This window comes from Thermus thermophilus (genome assembly GCF_019974155.1).
Taxonomy (GTDB): Bacteria; Deinococcota; Deinococci; order Deinococcales; family Thermaceae; genus Thermus; species Thermus thermophilus_C.
Genome location: NZ_AP025158.1, coordinates 1866245 through 1882507, shown reverse-complemented (window position 1 = coordinate 1882507; position 16263 = coordinate 1866245). Strand labels below are relative to the sequence as shown.

Sequence of the window (16263 nt, the reverse complement as noted above, 5' to 3'; positions counted from 1 at the left end):
CCCAAAGGCCGGGGCTTTCCCTTAGACTCAGGGGGTATGCCCAAGGTGAACCTCTACGCCACCTTCCGGGACCTCACGGGGAAAAGCCAGCTGGAGGTGCCCGGGGCCACCGTGGGGGAGGTCCTGGAAAACCTGGTCCGGGCCTACCCCGCCTTGAAGGAGGAGCTCTTTGAGGGGGAGGGCCTTGCCGAGCGGGTCTCCGTCTTCCTCGAGGGCCGGGACGTGCGCTACCTCCAGGGCCTCTCCACCCCCCTTTCCCCCGGGGCCACCCTGGACCTCTTCCCCCCGGTGGCGGGGGGCGGGCTTGAGCGGACCTTCGGGGCCTTTCCCCCTTGGCTCCTTGAGCGCTACCTGGAGGCGTGGGGCGGGGTCAAGGAGGGGGAAGGGGTTTACCGCCTTCCCGGGGCCCGGGTGCGCTTTGCGGAGGTAGAGCCCCTGAAGGTGGGAAGCCTCTCCATCCCCCAGCTTCGGGTGGAGGTGGAAGGGGAAGAGGCCGAGCGGTGGTTTGAGCGCATCGCCTTCGCCGCAAGCCGGGGTGGGGGGTAGGGGGTTTGTGTTGTGAGGTCTTTGCGGCCTCACCCCCTTCGTTTTCGCACGGGTGGGGTACAATGGGTCGGAATGCAGGGAAGCCCCTTTGGGTGGAGGCCTACGCCCTGGAGCCCGTGGGCGAGCGGGGGGAGCGCCTCGCCCTAGACCTCGTCCTCAGGGTCCTCGCCCCCTAGGCCCACGGCGGTGTAGAGGGCCTTTTCCTCCCCCTCCGTGAGGGGGCGGGCCTTCCCCGGGGGGAGGTCGCCGAGCTCCAGGGGGCCCAGGGCCAGGCGCTTGAGGTGGAGGACCCGGTTGCCCCGGGCCCGGAACATGCGCTTGATCTGGTGGAACCGCCCCTCCTTAAGCACCACCTCGGCCCAGGTGGGGTCTTCTAGGGGAATAAGCTCGGCGGGAAGGGTCTTCTTGCCGTCTAGGAGGATACCTTTCTGGAAGGCTTCCTGGTCCGAAGGCCCCACAGGCCTTTCCAGCCGCACCAGGTAGCGCTTTTCCACCTTGTGCCGGGGGTGGGTGAGGCGGTGGAGGAGTTCCCCGTCGGTGGTAAAGAGGAGGAGGCCCTCGGCGTCCTTGTCCAGGCGGCCCACCGGGGAGAGGCCCCGGGTGGGGAAGCCCTGGAGGAGGGCGTAGACGGAAGGCCCCTCGGTCCGGCTCGTCACGAAGCCCTGCGGCTTGTGGAGGAGGACGTGGAGGTGGCGGCGCACCTCCAGGGGCCTTCCCTCCACCTCCAGGGAGGCCCCTTCCGGCACGTGGAAGCCGGGGTCCCGCACCACCTGGCCCAGGACCCGCACCCCCCCTCGGCGCACCAGCCGGGCCACCTCCTTGCGGCTTCCGAGGCCCAGGCGGGCGAGGAGCCTGTCCAGCCTTTCCCCTTTCATAGCTCCAAGGCCCCTTCCAGCCACCAGAGGGCGCCTTTGGCCTCGAGCCGGGCGAACTCCTCCCGGTCCAAGGGCGCCACCCTTCTTATCCTAAAGGGCATGAGGCTTTACCAGCTGGACAGCTACGCCACCCGCTTCCAGGCCCGGGTGGAACGGGCCTGGACGGACGAAAAGGGGCACTACGCGGTGCTCTCCCAGACCCTCTTCTACCCCGAGTCCGGGGGGCAGCCCGCGGACCGAGGGGTCCTCAGGGGGCCTTTCGGCGAGGTCCAGGTCCTCCACGCCTACGAGGAGGAGAAGGCCTTCGGGGACGTGGTCCACGTGCTCTCCGCTCCCGTCCCCGAGGGCGTGGAGGTGGAGGGGGAGATTGACTGGCCGAGGCGCTTCCGCCACATGCAGCGCCACACCGCCCAGCACCTCCTCTCCCAGGCCCTCCTCCGGGCTGGGGACTACCACACCGTGGCCGTGAGCCTGGACTCCCCGGTGTGCACCGTGGACCTCGAGGAGGAGGCCGAGGAAGAAAAAATCCTAAAAGCCGAGGCCCTCGCCAACTTCGCCGTCTACGCCGACTACCCGGTGGAGGCTTTTTACGTCTCCGAGGAGGAGCTCGCCCACTACCCCTTAAGGCGCCCCCCCAAGGTCAAAGGGAAGGTGCGCCTGGTGCGGATCGGCGACTTTGACCTCGCCGCCTGCGGGGGGACCCACCTCAAGACCAGCGCCCAGGCGGGGCCCATCAAGGTCCTCAAGTGGGAGCGGTACAAGGGAGGGACGCGGGTGTACTTCATGGCCGGTTGGGAGGCCCTGGAGGACTACCACGCCAAGCACGCCCTCCTTGCCCGCCTGGCCCTCGCCTTCTCCACGAACCCCTTGGAGCTGGAGAAGCCCATAAGGAAGCTCCAGGACGAGCTCTACGCCCTAAAGGGGGAGAACCAGGCCCTGAGGGAGGGGCTTGCGGAGGCCCTCCTGCCCAGGGCCCTGGAGGAGAAGGCCCTCCTCGTCCCCCTCCCCGTCCTCGGGGAGCTCGGCAAGAGGCTCGCTCGCTTTGAGGGCACCTTCCTCCTCGTGGCCCCCGAGGGGCGGTTCGTGGCCGTGGGGCCGAGGCGGGGGGAGGTGCTGGAGCGCCTCAAGGCCCTGGGGGGCCGGGGAGGGGGGAAGGAGGCGGTCCAGGGCGCCCTTCCCCCGGGGCGGGCGGTGGAGGCTTTGGCCCGGGTGCGGGAGGTGCTCTGAAGGGGTATGGCCCGGGCTTACCCCGGCCTTTTGGGGGCCCGTGGCGAGGGGGGAGGAAGGGCCTGACACTCCCCTGACCTGGCCCCCGCTAGACTGGGGGCGTGGCCACCCTGCTTCTGGTGGAGGACGAGCCCAGCTTGCGCCTGGGGTTGCGGCTGGCCCTCGAGGGGGCGGGGCACCGGGTTTTGGAGGCGGCCACCGCGCGGGAGGCCTGGCCCCTCCTGCGGGAGGCGGAGCTCGTGGTCCTGGACTGGATGCTCCCCGACGAGCCCGGGGTGCGCCTCCTGGACCGGATGCGCCAGGGCCCCTACGAGTCCCTCCCCGTCCTGATGCTCACGGCCCGGGCCGGGGTGCGGGACCGGGTGGAGGGGCTTTCCCGCGGGGCCGACGACTACCTGGTGAAGCCCTTCGCCGTGGAGGAACTTCTGGCCCGCCTCGAGGCCCTCTTGCGCCGGGCCGGGAAGCGCCGGGTGCTGAGGCGGGGCCCCCTCCTCCTGGACCTGGAGCGCATGGAGGCCCGCCTGGAAGGAACCCCCCTCCCCCTCACCCGGCGGGAGTTTGCCCTCCTCGCCTACCTGGCGGAGCGGCCGGGCCGGGTCTGCACCCGGGAGGAGCTCCTGGAGGCGGTCTGGGGCCCGGACTTCCTGGGCACCCCCAGGACCGTGGACCAGCACGTCCTCCAGCTCAGGGAGAAGCTCGGGGAGGACCCCAAGGCCCCCCGCTTCCTGGAGACGGTGCGGGGCGTGGGGTACCGCTTCCGGGAGGAGGCGTGAGCCCCGAGGCCTGGACCCTCCCTTGGGAGGAGGCCCGGGAGGGGCTCCTCGTGCACCAAGACAGGCGGGTGGTCTACATAAACCCCGCGGCGGCGGAGCTCCTTGCGGTGGACCGGGAGAAGGTCCGGGGCCTGCCCCTCATCCTGGCCCTGCGGGACCACCGCCTGGAGGCCCTGGCCCTGGAAGGGGGAGAGGCGGTGTTGGAGGTGCGGGGCCGGCTTCTTTCGGCGCGGGCCCGCCCGGGCCTCCTCTACCTCCTGGACGTGACCGAGGCCCGGCGCCGGGGCCTCGAGGCGGAGGAGGCCAGCGCCCTCCTCGCCCACGAGTTCCGCACCCCCCTCGCCGGGATGGCCGTCCTCCTCCAGGCCCTCGCCCCCAAGGACCCCCGGGAGGCCCAGGTCCTGGACCTCCTCAAGAAGGAGGTGGCCCGGCTCACCCGGCTGGTGGAAGGCCTCGCCCACCTCCGGCCCGGCTGCCGGGAGGCCTTCGCCCTGGAGGACCTCTGGCTCCGCCTTTCCGCCCTTCTGCAGGACCGCCTTCGGGGAAGGCGGGTGGAGGTGGCCCTGGGGCACCGGGTGGAGGCGGACCCCGAGGCCCTCCTCCAGATCCTCCTCAACCTCCTGGACAACGCCCTCAAGTACGGCCAAGACCCCATCCGCCTCCTGAGCCAGGTCCGGGGTGGCCGGCTCTACCTGGAGGTGCGGGACCGCGGGGGGCCCCTTCCCGACTACGAGGGCCTTTTCCGGCCGGGCCGGCGGGGAGGGGAGGGCTCGGGCCAGGGGCTCGGCCTCTACCTGGTGCGCCGCCTGGCCCAGGGCCTGGGCGGAGGGGCTTACGCCTTGCGCGAAGGGGAGGAGAACGTCTTCGGCGTCTGGCTCCCCGTAGACTGAGGAAAGGAGGCGGCATGCGGGAAGCGTTGGACCGAGCCTTGAACCAGCTTCTGGAAGAGAGCCTGAGGATGCTCTCCCTGGTGCGGGAGATGACCCAGGAGGCCACGGAGGCCCTGGTCCAGGCGGACCGGGCCAAGGCCCAGGGGGTGGTGGCCAAGGACAAGGAGGTGGACGCCCTGGAGCTCAAGGTGGAGAACCAGGCCATCGCCGTCATCGCCCGCCACCAGCCCGTGGCCTCGGACCTGCGCCTGATCTTCACCGTGATCAAGGCCCTCACCGATCTGGAGCGGGCGGGGGACTACGCCATGCACGTGGCCGAGGACGCCCTCCTCCTCGCCCAGGAGCCGCCCTTGAAGCGGTACGTGACCCTTCCCGAGATGGGGCGCAGGCTCATGGAGATGATGGACGCCCTGGCCAAGGCGGTGGCCGAGCGGGACGCGGCCTTGGCCCGCCGGGTCCTGGAGATGGACGACCAGGTGGACGGCCTCTACGAGGACGTGACCCGGGAGCTCATCACCTACATGATGGAGGACCCCCGGACCATCACCAAGGCCCTGACCCTGATGCGGGTGGCCCGGAGCTACGAGAGGCTCGGGGACCACCTGGAAAACATCGCCGAAAGGGTCATCTACTGGCTCACCGGGGAGGTGTACAAGGCCCCGGAGGACGTCTACTGAGGCGCTACTCCGCCTCCACCTCCTCCGCCCCCTGGCGGCGGCCCGCCTTCCACTCCAGGCCTGCCCAGATCAGGTCCATGAGGTCCCCGTCCAGGACGTTTTCCGGGTCGTGGCGCATGAGCCCGGTGCGGTGGTCCTTGACGTAGTTCTTGTCCAAGACGTAGCTCCGGATCTGGCTCCCCCACTCTATGGGCCGCACCTCGCCCCTCAGGGCCTTAAGCGCTTCCTCCCGCTTCTTCCGCTCCAGCTCGTAGAGGCGGGCCTTGAGGATCTTGAGGGCGAGTTCCTTGTTCTTGATCTGGCTCCTCGTGCTCTGGCAGGTCACGGTGATCCCCGTGGGCAGGTGGACCACCCGCACCGCCGAGTCCGTGGTGTTCACCCCCTGGCCCCCGGGTCCCGAGGCCCGCATCACGTCTATGCGGAGCTCCTCGGGCTTGAGCACCACCTCCACCTCCTCGTCCACCTCGGGGATCACCTCCACCCCGGCGAAGGAGGTGTGGCGGCGCCCCGAGGCGTCAAAGGGGGAGGGACGCACGAGGCGGTGCACCCCAGCCTCGGGGGAGAGGAGGCCGTAGGCGTTCTCCCCCTTGACCAGGATCTGGGCGTAGTCAATGCCCGCCTCGGGCCCAGGGGTGAGGTCCACCACCTCCACCTGGAAGCCCTGGCGCTCGGCGAAGCGGGTGTACATCCTGAGGAGCATCTCCGCCCAGTCGCAGGCCTCCGTGCCCCCGGCCCCGGGTTGGATGGTGAGGATGGCGTTCTTCTCCGCGTGGGGGAAGTTGAGGAGGGTCTGGCGGTAGAGCTCGTCCAGCTTCTTCGCGGCCTCCTCCAGCTCGGGCTTGAGGGCCTCCCGTTCCTCGGCGGGAAGCTCCTCCATGAGCTCCAGGAGGCCCTGGAGGTCGCTTTCCAGGGAGCGGAAGGTGTCCACGGTGCGCCGGAGGCGGGCGGCCTCCTGGCTCACCTTGCGGGCGGCCTCGGGGTCGTTCCAGAGGGAGGGGTCCTCGAGGCGCCGCTCCAGCTCTTTTAGACGGGTTTCCTTTTGGGGGATGTCAAAGATACCCCCTGAGGCCTTCCAGGCGTTGCGCGAGGCGTTCCAGGTCCATACCTTTACCAGAATAGCAGATTGCGAAGCGAGGCGCAAGGTGTCTTGATATAGGTGCGCTCATCGTTTTATAGTGAAGACATGAATGTGGAGCGGTGGGCGCAAGCGCTAAAGGAGGAGTACCCCAGGGGCCTTCTGGGAGAGCGGGAGGCCTTGGTGGGCCTTTTGGTGGGAAAGGGGCTTTCCCACGCCGAGGCGGTGGAGGTGGCCCGGGCCCTGGAGGCCCAGGGCTACGCCCACTTCCTCCCCGGGGAGAGGCCCCGCTGGTTCTTTAGCTCCCGGTCTTTGGACCTGAAGGCCCTGATGCGGGCCTTGGACCAGGAGTTCCCCGAGTTCGTGGGGGAGGGGGACGAGGAGGAGGAGGCCTTGGCCTTCCTCGCCGCCCGCCTCGGGGACCGGGAGGTGGCCCGGGAGGTGCTGGAGGCCATGCGGGCCGCGGGGTACGTGGAGCGGGCCTACAGCCCTGAGCTCGCCCGGGACCGCTTCTTCTTCCGCTTCCCGGAGGCCCTCCGCCTCCTGGGGTGAGCGCCCCGGCCGGGGCGGGGCCTAGGCGGGCGCAAGCCCGCCTCAGTCGGCGGCCAGGGCCACGGGGCTTTCCCGGAGGTGCACCCGGGCTCCCAGGGCCTGGAGCCTTTCCGTGAGGTGCTCGTAGCCCCGCTCCAGGAAGTAGACGCCCTCAATCTCCGAGGCGCCTTCGGCGCTCAGGGCCGCCACCACCAAGGCCCCTCCCGCCCGGATGTCCAGGGCCTTGACCTGGGCGCCGTGGAGCCGCCTGCCCTGGACGGTGAGGATCCGGTCCCGCAGGTAGAGCTCCGCCCCCATGCGGGCCAGCTCCCCCACGTGGGTGAAGCGGTCGGGGTAGATGCGGTCCACCACCGTGCTCTGGCCGGGGACGGTGGCCAGGTAGGCGGTGGCGATGGGCTGGAGGTCCGTGGGAAAGCCCGGGTACTCCCGGGCCTCCACGTGGAAGGGGGCGGGGTCGGGGGTGGCCCGGAAGCGGATCCAGTCTTCCCCCACCTCGAGCCGGTGCCCCGAGCGCCAAAGCTTGTCCAAGAGGGCGTCCAGGTGGTCGGGGCGCACGCCTTCCAGGGTGAGGCTTCCCCGGGTGGCGGCCGCCGCCAGGAGGTAGGTCCCGGCCTCTATGCGGTCGGGGATGATGCGGTAGGTGCCGCCCTTTAGCCGGGGCGCGCCCTTGATGCGGACGATGGGGCTTCCCAGCCCCTCCACCTCGGCCCCGAGGAGGGCGAGGAAGTGGCCCAGGTCCACCACCTCGGGCTCCACCGCCGCCTGGACTAAGGTGGCCTCCCCGCCCAGGGCCACGGCCAGCATGGCCTGCTCCGTGCCCCCCACGGTGGGCAGGTCAAAGACCACCCGCCCCGAGAGGGGGCGGGTCCTGCGGGCGTGGAAGGTGCCGTCCTCCTCCCAGACCTCCGCCCCCAGGGCCTCGAGGGCCTTGATGTGCTGGTCCACGGGGCGGAAGCCGAAGGCGCACCCCCCCGGCATGGAGACGTGCCCCTCCCCGGCCCGGGCGAGGAGGGCCCCCCAGACGATGAAGCTCGCCCGCATCTGGCCCACGAGCTCGTAGGGGGCGTGGGTGCTTTTGATCTCCGGGGTCTGGAGGTGGAGGGTCCGGCCCTCCCAGGCGTACTGGGTGCCCAGGTGGGCGAGGAGCTCCAGCATCACCTCCACGTCCCTAAGCCTCGGCACCTCCACCAGGGTGATGGGCTCGGGGGTGAGGAGGCTTGCGGCGAGGATGGGCAGGGCGGCGTTCTTGGCCGGGTAGACCCTAAGCTCCCCCTTTAAGGGGGTGCCGCCTTCCACGTACAGCACCCGGCTCACGCCCACGCTTTCCGCCCCCTCACGCGCCCCTTGCGCATCATACTCAAGTTGAGCATAGGGTGGGGGTGCGGCATTGTCAAGCAAAGGGGGCTTTTGCTACACTATGGCCCCTGAAGGAGGGGCATGGCCAAAAAGGAGAAGAAGCGCCTACAGGTGGTGATCTCCGAGGAGCAGGACGCCCTCCTTACCCGCGCCGCCTACGCCCTCTCCAGCCCCGAGCGCCTGGTCTCCAAGTCGGAGGTGGTGCGCCTGGCCATAGAGAAGATCGCCCGGGAGCTGGAAGAGGGGAAGGCCAAGGAGGAGCTGGAAGCCCTCTTGAAGCACCTCAAGGCCGAGGAAGGCGAGGAAGAGGCCTGAGGGCCTTTGCGGCCAGGCCTTTTCGGGGCCCCCGGTTTGGCAAGGGCCGAAGCGGGGCGCTTGCCCCGGTAGAATGGCCCTCGTGGTCTTGGCCGGGCGCTACCGCCTCGAGGCCCCCCTGGGCTCCGGGGGCATGGCCGAGGTGTGGCGGGCGGTGGACGAGCGCCTGGGGCGGAAGGTGGCGGTGAAGCTCCTCCACCCCCGGGCCCTCCCGCCCGAGCGGGAGCGCTTCCTCTTGGAGGTCCGGGCCCTCTCCCGCCTCTCCCACCCCGGCATCGTCCAGGTCCTGGACCTGGGGGAGGAGGAGGGGCGCCCCTTCTTCGTCATGGAGCTGGTGGAGGGGGGCACCTTTGACCGGCTGGGCCCCTTTGAGGAGGGGCCGGAGGGGGACGCGATCCTCCGGGGCGCGGAGGAGGTGATGGAGGCCCTGGCCCACCTCCACGCCCAGGGGATCCTGCACCGGGACCTCACCCCCAAGAACATCCTCCTCACCCGGGAGGGCCACCCCAAGGTCATGGACTTCGGCCTCGCCTACCTGCTCCAGGAGAGCCGCCACCTCACGCGCACGGGGTACACCCTCGGCACCCCCACCTACATGGCCCCGGAGCAGGCCAAGGGCCTCCCCCTCACCCCCAAGGCCGACTTGTACAGCTTCGGGGCCGTGCTCTACCGCACCCTCACGGGCCGCCCGCCCTTTGAGGGGGAGAACGACCAGGCGATCCTCTTCCAGCACGTCTACGAGGAGCCCAAGCCCCCCGAGGCCCTGAACCCGGCCGTGCCCCGGGCCGTGGGGGAGGCGGTTTTGGCCCTCCTGGCCAAGCACCCCGAGGAGCGCCCCTCCCACCCCGGCCTCTTCCGCGGGGTGCTGGCGGGCTTCCAGGCCCTGCGCCTGGCCACCCCCAGGGCGGGGGCGAGCCGCTCCGGCCACTACCCCTTCGCCCCCGAGCCCCGGAGGCTCGCCCTCAAGGGGAGGGTGGACCTGGGCGGGGAGGCCGCCTGGCCGGGGGAGATGGTCTACGCCGGCGGGCGGGTCTTCCTCGGGGTGGGGCGGAGCCTGGTGGCGGTGGACCTCCTCACCGGGGAGGTGGCCCGGGTGGCCTTGCCCGACGAGGTGACCGCCCCGCCCGTGGTGCGCAAGGGAGGGGTGTACGTGGGGGCCTGGGACGGCCGCGTCCGCCGCTTCCGCGGCCAGAGCCTGGACTGGTCGGCGGAGACGGGGGCCGAGGTGACCGCCGCCTGCCTCGTGGTGGGGGACCGGGTCTACGTGGGAAGCCGCGACGGAACCCTCTACGCCTACGAGAAGGACCGGCCCCTCTTCCGCTTCCGCGCCGGGGGGCACCTCTCCGCAAGCCCCACCTTCTACCGGGGCATGGTCTTCGTGGGAAGCGAGGACGGCTGGCTCTACGCCCTGGACCCCAAGGACGGGGGGGTGCGGTACAAGGTGCGCACGGGACCCGTCCACGCCCCCGTAGCCGGCTACAAGGGCGTCCTCTACATTCCCACCTGGCAAGGGGAGGTGTACGCCTTTGACCCCTTGAGCCGGGAGACCCTCTGGAGCGTCGCCCTGGAGGGCGAGATCTGGGGCGGGCTGGCCGTGGGGGAGGAACACGTGTACGTGGCCGGGTGGGACGGGGTCCTCCGGGCCCTGGACCGCCTCACCGGGGAGGAGGTCTGGAGCCTCGAGGTGGGGAAGACCACCGCCGGCCTCGCCTACGCCCAAGGCCACGTCTACGCGGCCACGGAGGAGGGCCGACTGCTCGCGGTGGACCGGCGGGGGCAGGTGGTCTTTGAGGCCTCGGGCCTCGGGCCCGTGCAGGTGCCGCCCCTGCCCCTTCCCGAGGAGGTCCTGGTGGTGAGCCTCTCCGGCAGGCTCTACCGCTTCGGCGTAGGATAGGGGCATGGAGGCGGTGAAGACCGACAGGGCGCCCGCGGCCATCGGCCCCTATGCGCAGGCGGTGAAGGCGGGAGGCTTCGTCTTCGTCTCCGGCCAGATCCCCCTCGCCCCCGACGGCTCCCTGGTGGAGGGGGATATCCGGGTCCAGACGGAGCGGGTGATGGAGAACCTGAAGGCGGTCTTGGAAGCGGCGGGTTCCGGCCTCTCCCGCGTGGTCCAGACCACCTGCTTCCTCGCCGACATGGAGGACTTCCCCGGCTTCAACGAGGTCTACGCCCGCTACTTCGCCCCGCCTTACCCCGCCCGGGCCACGGTGGCGGTGAAGGCCTTGCCTCGGGGGGTCCGGGTGGAGGTGGCCTGCGTGGCCCTGGCCGAGTAGGGGCACTTTTTTCTGCAAGGGGGCAAAAACCCGTAGAATGGGCCCATGAGCATTTCCGAGGAGCTTTGGCGCCGCTTCCAGGAAGGGGACCCCAGGGCCTTGGCCCGGGCCTTGACCTTGGTGGAGTCGGGCCACCCCGCAGGCCGGGAGCTTTTGAAGCGGGTCCGGGGGAAAGGGCGGGCCAAGGTGGTGGGCGTGACGGGAAGCCCTGGGGCGGGGAAGAGCACCCTGACCGACCGGCTCATCCTCGAGGCCCGGAAGCGGGGGGAGCGGGTGGCCGTCTTGGCCGTGGACCCCTCAAGCCCTTTTAGCGGAGGGGCCATCCTCGGCGACCGGATCCGGATGATGCGCCACCACCAGGACCCCGGGGTCTACATCCGCTCCATGGCCTCCCGGGGGGCCTTGGGTGGGCTTGCCGGGGCTACGGTGGCCGCCCTGAGCCTCCTCGAGGCCTTCGGCTTTGACCGCGTCTTCGTGGAGACGGTGGGGGTGGGGCAGAGCGAGGTGGACATCGCCCGGGTGGCGGACACCACCCTCCTCGTCCTCACCCCGGCCGCGGGGGACGCGGTCCAGGCCTTTAAGGCCGGGGTCATGGAGATCGCCGACGTCTTCGCCGTCAACAAGTTTGATCTGCCCGGCGGGGAGCGGATCGTTCAGGAGCTCAAAAGCGCTTTGGAGCTCTCCCCGCCCCGGCCCGGGGGGTGGCGCCCCCCCATCCACCCCACGGTGGCGGCCAGCGGCGAGGGGGTGGAGGCCCTCTTTGAGAGCCTCGAGGCCCACCACCGCCACCTCGTGGAGCACGGGCTCTTGGAGGGGCACCGCTTGGAGCGGGCCCGGTTTGAGGTGGAGAGCGTCATCCAGGAGTGGGGCCGCCAAAGAACCCAGGGGGCGGGCGCCTTGGTGGCCCGGGTGGCCCGGGGGGAGCTCACCCCCGAGGAGGCGGCCCTAAGCCTTCTTGGCCCGGGGCCGAAGGCGGAGGAGGGCGCGCTTTAGCATCTCCCGCTCGTTGGGATAGGAGAGGCGCTCCAGCGCCTCGCTCGCCGGGAGGAAAAAGGCGTCCTCCACCTCGGTGGGCTGGGGCCTGGGGGTGCCCCCCAGGTAGCGCATGAGGAAGTAGTGGACCTCTTTGCCCACCGTCACCGAGCCCTCGGGCTCGTGGACGGTGAAGTAGTAGCGCACCCGCCCCAAAGGGGCGAGGACCGAGGCCTCCACCCCGGTCTCCTCCCGTACCTCCCGCACGGCGGTCTCCGGGTAGCGTTCCCCGGGCTCCACCTGGCCCTTGGGGAGGGTGAGGACCCGGCCGCCCCTCAGGGACACCACCAGGACCTCGGGAGGATCCCCCTTGAGGACCACGCCCCCCGCAGAGACCACGCGCCGGGTGGGCCTTTGCCCCTTTCGCTTCCTGCGCAAACCCCCTCCTTGCGGCAACAAAAAAGGGCGCCCAAGGGCGCCCTGAGGACCTGAGAAGGGGAGAAGGCAGGCTTTTGCTTGCTCCTTAGAAAGGAGGTGATCCAGCCGCACCTTCCGGTACAGCTACCTTGTTACGACTTCGCCCCAGTCACGGGCCCTACCCTCGGCGCCTGCCCGCAGGCTCCCGGCGACTTCGGGTAGAGCCCGCTCCCATGGCGTGACGGGCGGTGTGTACAAGGCCCGGGAACGTATTCACCGCGGCATGGCTGATCCGCGATTACTAGCGATTCCGGCTTCATGGGGTCGGGTTGCAGACCCCAATCCGAACTGGGCCCACCTTTTTGCGATTAGCTCCCCGTTGCCGGGTGGCTTCGCTTTGTAGTGGGCATTGTAGCACGTGTGTCGCCCAGGCCTTAAGGGCCATGCTGACCAGACGTCGTCCCCTCCTTCCTCCCGCTTTCGCGGGCAGTCCCGTTAGAGTGCCCGGCCGAACCGCTGGCAACTAACGGCGGGGGTTGCGCTCGTTGCGGGACTTAACCCAACACCTCACGGCACGAGCTGACGACGGCCATGCAGCACCTGTGCTAGGGCTCCCCTCGCGGGGCACCCCAGGCTTTCACCCGGGTTCCCTAGCATGTCAAGGCCTGGTAAGGTTCTTCGCGTTGCTTCGAATTAAACCACATGCTCCACCGCTTGTGCGGGCCCCCGTCAATTCCTTTGAGTTTCAGCCTTGCGGCCGTACTCCCCAGGCGGCGCGCTTAACGCGTTAGCTTCGGCCCCCAGGAGACCCAGAGACCTAGCGCGCATCGTTTAGGGCGTGGACTACCCGGGTATCTAATCCGGTTTGCTCCCCACGCTTTCGCGCCTCAGCGTCACGGGTGGACCAGGTGGCTGCCTTCGCCATCGGCGTTCCTCCCGGTATCTGCGCATTTCACCGCTACTCCGGGAATTCCACCACCCTCTCCCACCGTCTAGCCTGAGCGTATCCCACGCTCCCCCACGGTTGAGCCGTGGTCTTTCACATGGGACGCCCCAGGCCGCCTACACGCCCTTTACGCCCAGTGAATCCGGGTAACGCTCGCGCCCTCCGTATTACCGCGGCTGCTGGCACGGAGTTGGCCGGCGCTATTACCCCGGTACCGTCAGTCCCCTCATCGGGGGTTTCGTCCCGGGTTCAGGAGTTTACACCCCGAAGGGCTTCTTCCTCCAAGCGGCGTCGCTCCGTCAGGCTTGCGCCCATTGCGGAAGATTCCTAACTGCTGCCTCCCGTAGGAGTGGGGCCCGTGTCTCAGTGCCCCTGTGGCCGGCCACCCTCTCAGGCCGGCTACCCGTCGTCGCCTTGGTGGGCCATTACCCCACCAACTAGCTGATGGGACGCGGGCCCATCCGGAAGCGGGCAAAGCCCTTTGGACACGCCCCAAGGGGCGGGTCCACATGGGGGATTAGCCCGAGTTTCCCCGGGTTGTCCCCCTCTTCCGGGTAGGTCACCCACGCGTTACTCACCCGTCCGCCGCTGACCGCAGAGTAAAACCCCGCGGCCCGCACGACTTGCATGTCTTAGGCACGCCGCCAGCGTTCACCCTGAGCCAGGATCAAACTCTCCAACAAATCAACGCCCTAAAAGGGCGCAGGACGCAGATGCTTGGCCTGCCTTCTCCCCTTTTCAAGATCCCCCTGCTTGGGCTTTCGCCCGCGCAGCAAAAGCTATGCTATCAATCCCCTTCCTTTTTGTCAAGGCTTGCGAGGGAGCGGATCTCCTCAATGAAGCGCTCCACCGAGTCAAACTCGCGGTAGACGGAGGCGAAGCGGATGTAGGCCACGTGGTCCAGCTCCTTGAGGAAGGCCAGGGCCTTGAGCCCGATCTCCTCCGAGGTGATCTCCGGGCCCGAGACCTGGTCCTCAAAGGTGTAGGCGAAGCGCTTGAGGACCTCCCGGTCCACGGGGCGTTTCTCGCAGGCGAGGAGGAGGCCCCTTAGGAGCTTGTCGGGGTTGAAGGGCTCTTTGCGCCCGTCCCGCTTGACCACCATGAGGGGCTCAAGCTGGGTGCGCTCGTAGGTGGTGAAGCGGCGGCCGCAGGAGGGGCACTCCCGCCGCCTGCGGATGGCCATGCCTTCGTCGGAGGGCCTCGAGTCCACCACCCGGGTGTCGGGCTGGCCGCAGTAGGGGCACTTCATGGCAGCTCCCTCAAGGCGGCGTAGGGTTCAAACTCCAAGGGGGGCTCGGGGAGCTGGACCTCGAGGACCACCCCCCGGATCCCCTCGGAGACCATGGACCCCAGGCCCAAGGCGGCCCGGACCAGGGGCAGGTCGTAGGGGTCGCCCACGGGGTCGCGGGAGGGAACCACGCCGTTCACCCGCACCCCGGGGAAGGTGCGGGTGGCCCCCTCAATGAGCCCTTCCACCGCCTTGCGCACGGAGACGGTGTGGGGCTCTATGCGGGCTGCGGGGGGCAGGACGATGGTCACGAACCCGCCCCCCGCCAGGTGGCGCAGCCCCTGCTGGAGGACGTAGAGGCTGGACTTCACGTCCTGGCTCATGAGGTCGTACCACTCCCCCTCCAAAAGCTCCACGAAGGGCGTCTTGCTCTCGGCGGTGGTCACGTGGACGATGCCGTCCAGGAGGCCGAAGAGCTCCTCCACCTTTTCAAAGGTGCTGGTGACGTCCAAGACCACGCTCATGTCCCCGCGGATGGGGATGGCCGTGGCCCCCAGGGCCTCCACCTCCGAGGCTACCCCCGTGGCGAGCTCCACGTCGGGGTCCACGGCGATGACCGTGGCCCCGTTGCGCCCGTACCCGTGGGCGATGGCCCGCCCGAACCCCCGGCCCGCGCCCGTGACCATGACGATCTTCCCCTCGAGGCCCAGAAGGTCCCGTGACATCACGGCCCATTGTAAGGGAGAATAAAGCCATGGCGCGCATCCGGGTGGTCCAAGGAGACATCACCGGGTTCCAAGGGGACGCCATCGTCAACGCCGCCAACAACTACCTGAAGCTCGGGGCCGGGGTGGCGGGGGCGATCCTCCGGAAGGGCGGCCCCTCCATCCAGGAGGAGTGCGACCGCATCGGCAAGATCCGGGTGGGGGAGGCGGCGGTCACGGGGGCGGGGAACCTCCCGGTGCGCTACGTGATCCACGCCGCCGTCCTCGGGGACGAGCCCGCGAGCCTGGAGACGGTGCGCAAGGCCACGAAAAGCGCCCTGGAGAAGGCGGTGGAGCTCGGCTTGAAGACCGTGGCCTTTCCCCTTTTGGGCACGGGGGTGGGGGGGCTTCCCGTGGAGGCCGTGGCCCGGGTGATGCTGGAGGAGATCAAGAAGGCCCCGGACACCCTGGAGGTCACCCTCTACGGCTACCGCGAGGAGGACGCCGAGGCCATCCGCCGGGCGCTTTAGGGGGCCCTTTCTTCCCCGGGCGCTCGCCCTTCGCCTCCGCCCGGGGCCTCGGGGGAGGGGGTCTGGGCCTTGGAAAAGTACCCCTGGGCGAGAAGCCTGAGGTCGGCCTCCCCCACCCGGCCGTCCCCGTCCAGGTCCCCCTTGGGCTCCTTGCCCTCCTTGCCCCAGTTCTGGGCCAGCTCCAGCAGGCTGGAGAAGGGCTTCCCCCGGGGAAGGGGCTGGCCCAGGGGCTTCCCCTCCTTGTCGTAGAAGACCACCTGGGGGGAAAGCCTCGGGGTGAGGGGCTTTTGGGGGGTGAGGAGGAGGCGGAAGGCCTCCTGGTCCTTCACGGGCTTGGCGAAGGCCATGTCCAGCCGCAAAAGCCGCGTGGCCGGGTCGTAGTCCAGGAGGTGGGCGGGGCTTAGGGCCTTGAGGCTTGCGGGGTCGGGCTCGAGGTCAGCGAGGCGCACCTCCAGCTGGAAGCCCACCGCCTCCCGCCCCTCCACCCGGGCGAGGAGGAGGAAGGGGCCTTCCACCTGGGCCGGGGGGAGGACGAGGGCTAGCCTCGGCGGGGGCGGGTCGGAGACGGTGAGGGTGAGCTTCTGGGCGCGGCTGTTCTTGGCGGCGTCCTCCACGGTGAGGACGAGGGGGAAGCTTCCCTTCTCCTTGGGCACCCCGCTGATCCGCCCTCCCTGGAAGGCGAGGCCCTCGGGGAGCTTCCCGTCCAGGCTAAAGCGGTAGGGCCGCACCCCCCCCTCGGCGCTGAAGGCGGCGGCGTAGGGCTCCCCCAGGTAGGCGGGAGGGAGGCCCGTGGCGGTGAGGCGCAGGGGGTCTACTGTCCCCACGTCCTGGGCGCCGCAGGCGGCGAGGAGGAGGGCCAGAGGCCAGAGCTTCCGCATAGGGCCAGTCTAGCGGGTATAGTTGAGGG

18 protein-coding genes and 1 rRNA gene are annotated in these 16263 nt (G+C 69.8%); 11 read left to right on the top strand and 8 right to left on the bottom strand.

Annotated elements, in window-relative coordinates; all coding sequences use genetic code 11:
* The first annotated feature begins 36 nt into the window (after positions 1–36).
* Positions 37–546 carry a ubiquitin-like small modifier protein 1 gene (locus TthTMY_RS10135; RefSeq protein ID WP_096411175.1) on the top strand — a complete coding sequence of 170 codons (510 nt, stop codon included), beginning with the start codon at positions 37–39 and terminating at the stop codon, positions 544–546.
* 143 nt (positions 547–689) lie between these two features.
* Here TthTMY_RS10135 and TthTMY_RS10130 read toward each other — a convergent pair whose 3' ends face one another.
* A complete protein-coding gene (locus tag TthTMY_RS10130; protein WP_096411174.1) occupies positions 690–1421 on the bottom strand; it encodes a pseudouridine synthase in 732 nt (243 codons plus the stop codon).
* A gap of 99 nt (positions 1422–1520) precedes the next feature.
* Here TthTMY_RS10130 and TthTMY_RS10125 point away from each other — a divergent pair, with 99 nt between their 5' ends.
* From TthTMY_RS10125 to phoU, 4 genes are all read left to right on the top strand, one after another.
* A complete protein-coding gene (locus TthTMY_RS10125; RefSeq protein WP_096411173.1) occupies positions 1521–2648 on the top strand; it encodes an alanyl-tRNA editing protein in 1128 nt (375 codons plus the stop codon).
* Between the two features lie 101 nt (positions 2649–2749).
* A complete protein-coding gene (locus TthTMY_RS10120; protein WP_096411172.1) occupies positions 2750–3421 on the top strand; it encodes a response regulator transcription factor in 672 nt (223 codons plus the stop codon).
* Positions 3418–4311: a sensor histidine kinase gene (locus tag TthTMY_RS10115; RefSeq protein ID WP_096411171.1), complete on the top strand. Its 894-nt coding sequence runs from the start codon at positions 3418–3420 to the stop codon at positions 4309–4311. The genes TthTMY_RS10120 and TthTMY_RS10115 overlap by 4 nt, the downstream gene beginning before the upstream one ends.
* Positions 4312–4325: 14 nt before the next feature.
* Positions 4326–4988, top strand: a complete 663-nt coding sequence (phoU, locus tag TthTMY_RS10110) for a phosphate signaling complex protein PhoU (RefSeq protein ID WP_096411170.1) — start codon at positions 4326–4328, stop codon at positions 4986–4988.
* A 4-nt stretch (positions 4989–4992) separates the two neighbouring features.
* Here phoU and prfB read toward each other — a convergent pair.
* Positions 4993–6091 (bottom strand): peptide chain release factor 2 gene (gene prfB / locus TthTMY_RS10105; RefSeq protein ID WP_096411169.1). Its coding sequence is split into 2 segments (ribosomal slippage): positions 4993–6039 and positions 6041–6091, totalling 1098 coding nucleotides; the frame shifts between segments, so codons are not numbered across the junction.
* Positions 6092–6171: 80 nt separating this feature from the next.
* Here prfB and TthTMY_RS10100 point away from each other — a divergent pair.
* Entirely contained in the window at positions 6172–6615 is a 444-nt protein-coding gene (locus TthTMY_RS10100) for a hypothetical protein (protein ID WP_096411168.1), read from the top strand.
* 42 nt (positions 6616–6657) lie between these two features.
* Here TthTMY_RS10100 and murA read toward each other — a convergent pair whose 3' ends face one another.
* Positions 6658–7935, bottom strand: coding sequence for a UDP-N-acetylglucosamine 1-carboxyvinyltransferase (gene murA / locus TthTMY_RS10095; protein ID WP_081424948.1), 1278 nt, complete (start codon positions 7933–7935; stop codon positions 6658–6660).
* Between the two features lie 117 nt (positions 7936–8052).
* Between murA and TthTMY_RS10090 the strand changes: the two genes are divergently transcribed.
* The 4 genes from TthTMY_RS10090 to meaB all read left to right on the top strand — a co-directional run bounded on the left by TthTMY_RS10090 (position 8053) and on the right by meaB (position 11552).
* Positions 8053–8286, top strand: a complete 234-nt coding sequence (locus TthTMY_RS10090) for a hypothetical protein (RefSeq protein ID WP_008630901.1) — start codon at positions 8053–8055, stop codon at positions 8284–8286.
* A 73-nt stretch (positions 8287–8359) separates the two neighbouring features.
* Positions 8360–10180, top strand: a complete 1821-nt coding sequence (locus TthTMY_RS10085) for a PQQ-binding-like beta-propeller repeat protein (RefSeq protein ID WP_096411167.1) — start codon at positions 8360–8362, stop codon at positions 10178–10180.
* A 4-nt stretch (positions 10181–10184) separates the two neighbouring features.
* The gene (locus TthTMY_RS10080) at positions 10185–10559 is read left to right on the top strand and encodes a RidA family protein (protein WP_014630244.1); all 375 of its coding nucleotides are present in this window, start codon (positions 10185–10187) and stop codon (positions 10557–10559) included.
* A 45-nt stretch (positions 10560–10604) separates the two neighbouring features.
* Complete coding sequence (gene meaB, locus TthTMY_RS10075) at positions 10605–11552, top strand: methylmalonyl Co-A mutase-associated GTPase MeaB (protein WP_223903239.1); 948 nt, start codon at positions 10605–10607, stop codon at positions 11550–11552.
* On the opposite strand, the gene TthTMY_RS10070 is transcribed toward meaB, so the two are convergent.
* From TthTMY_RS10070 to TthTMY_RS10055, 4 genes are all read right to left on the bottom strand, one after another.
* Complete coding sequence (locus TthTMY_RS10070) at positions 11505–11969, bottom strand: NUDIX hydrolase (protein ID WP_096411166.1); 465 nt, start codon at positions 11967–11969, stop codon at positions 11505–11507. The genes meaB and TthTMY_RS10070 overlap by 48 nt on opposite strands.
* Positions 11970–12058: 89 nt before the next feature.
* Positions 12059–13577, bottom strand: a 16S ribosomal RNA gene (locus TthTMY_RS10065).
* Between the two features lie 104 nt (positions 13578–13681).
* Complete coding sequence (gene nrdR, locus TthTMY_RS10060; RefSeq protein WP_096411165.1) at positions 13682–14143, bottom strand: transcriptional regulator NrdR; 462 nt, start codon at positions 14141–14143, stop codon at positions 13682–13684.
* Positions 14140–14847 carry an SDR family NAD(P)-dependent oxidoreductase gene (locus TthTMY_RS10055; RefSeq protein WP_011174216.1) on the bottom strand — a complete coding sequence of 236 codons (708 nt, stop codon included), beginning with the start codon at positions 14845–14847 and terminating at the stop codon, positions 14140–14142. Before TthTMY_RS10055 ends, nrdR begins: the two co-directional genes overlap by 4 nt.
* Before the next feature lie 29 nt (positions 14848–14876).
* Between TthTMY_RS10055 and TthTMY_RS10050 the strand changes: the two genes are divergently transcribed.
* Complete coding sequence (locus TthTMY_RS10050; protein ID WP_223903238.1) at positions 14877–15356, top strand: macro domain-containing protein; 480 nt, start codon at positions 14877–14879, stop codon at positions 15354–15356.
* Here the strand turns inward: TthTMY_RS10050 and TthTMY_RS10045 are convergent.
* The gene (locus tag TthTMY_RS10045) at positions 15353–16234 is read right to left on the bottom strand and encodes a putative Ig domain-containing protein (protein ID WP_096411164.1); all 882 of its coding nucleotides are present in this window, start codon (positions 16232–16234) and stop codon (positions 15353–15355) included. The genes TthTMY_RS10050 and TthTMY_RS10045 overlap by 4 nt on opposite strands.
* Between the last annotated feature and the right edge of the window lie 29 nt (positions 16235–16263).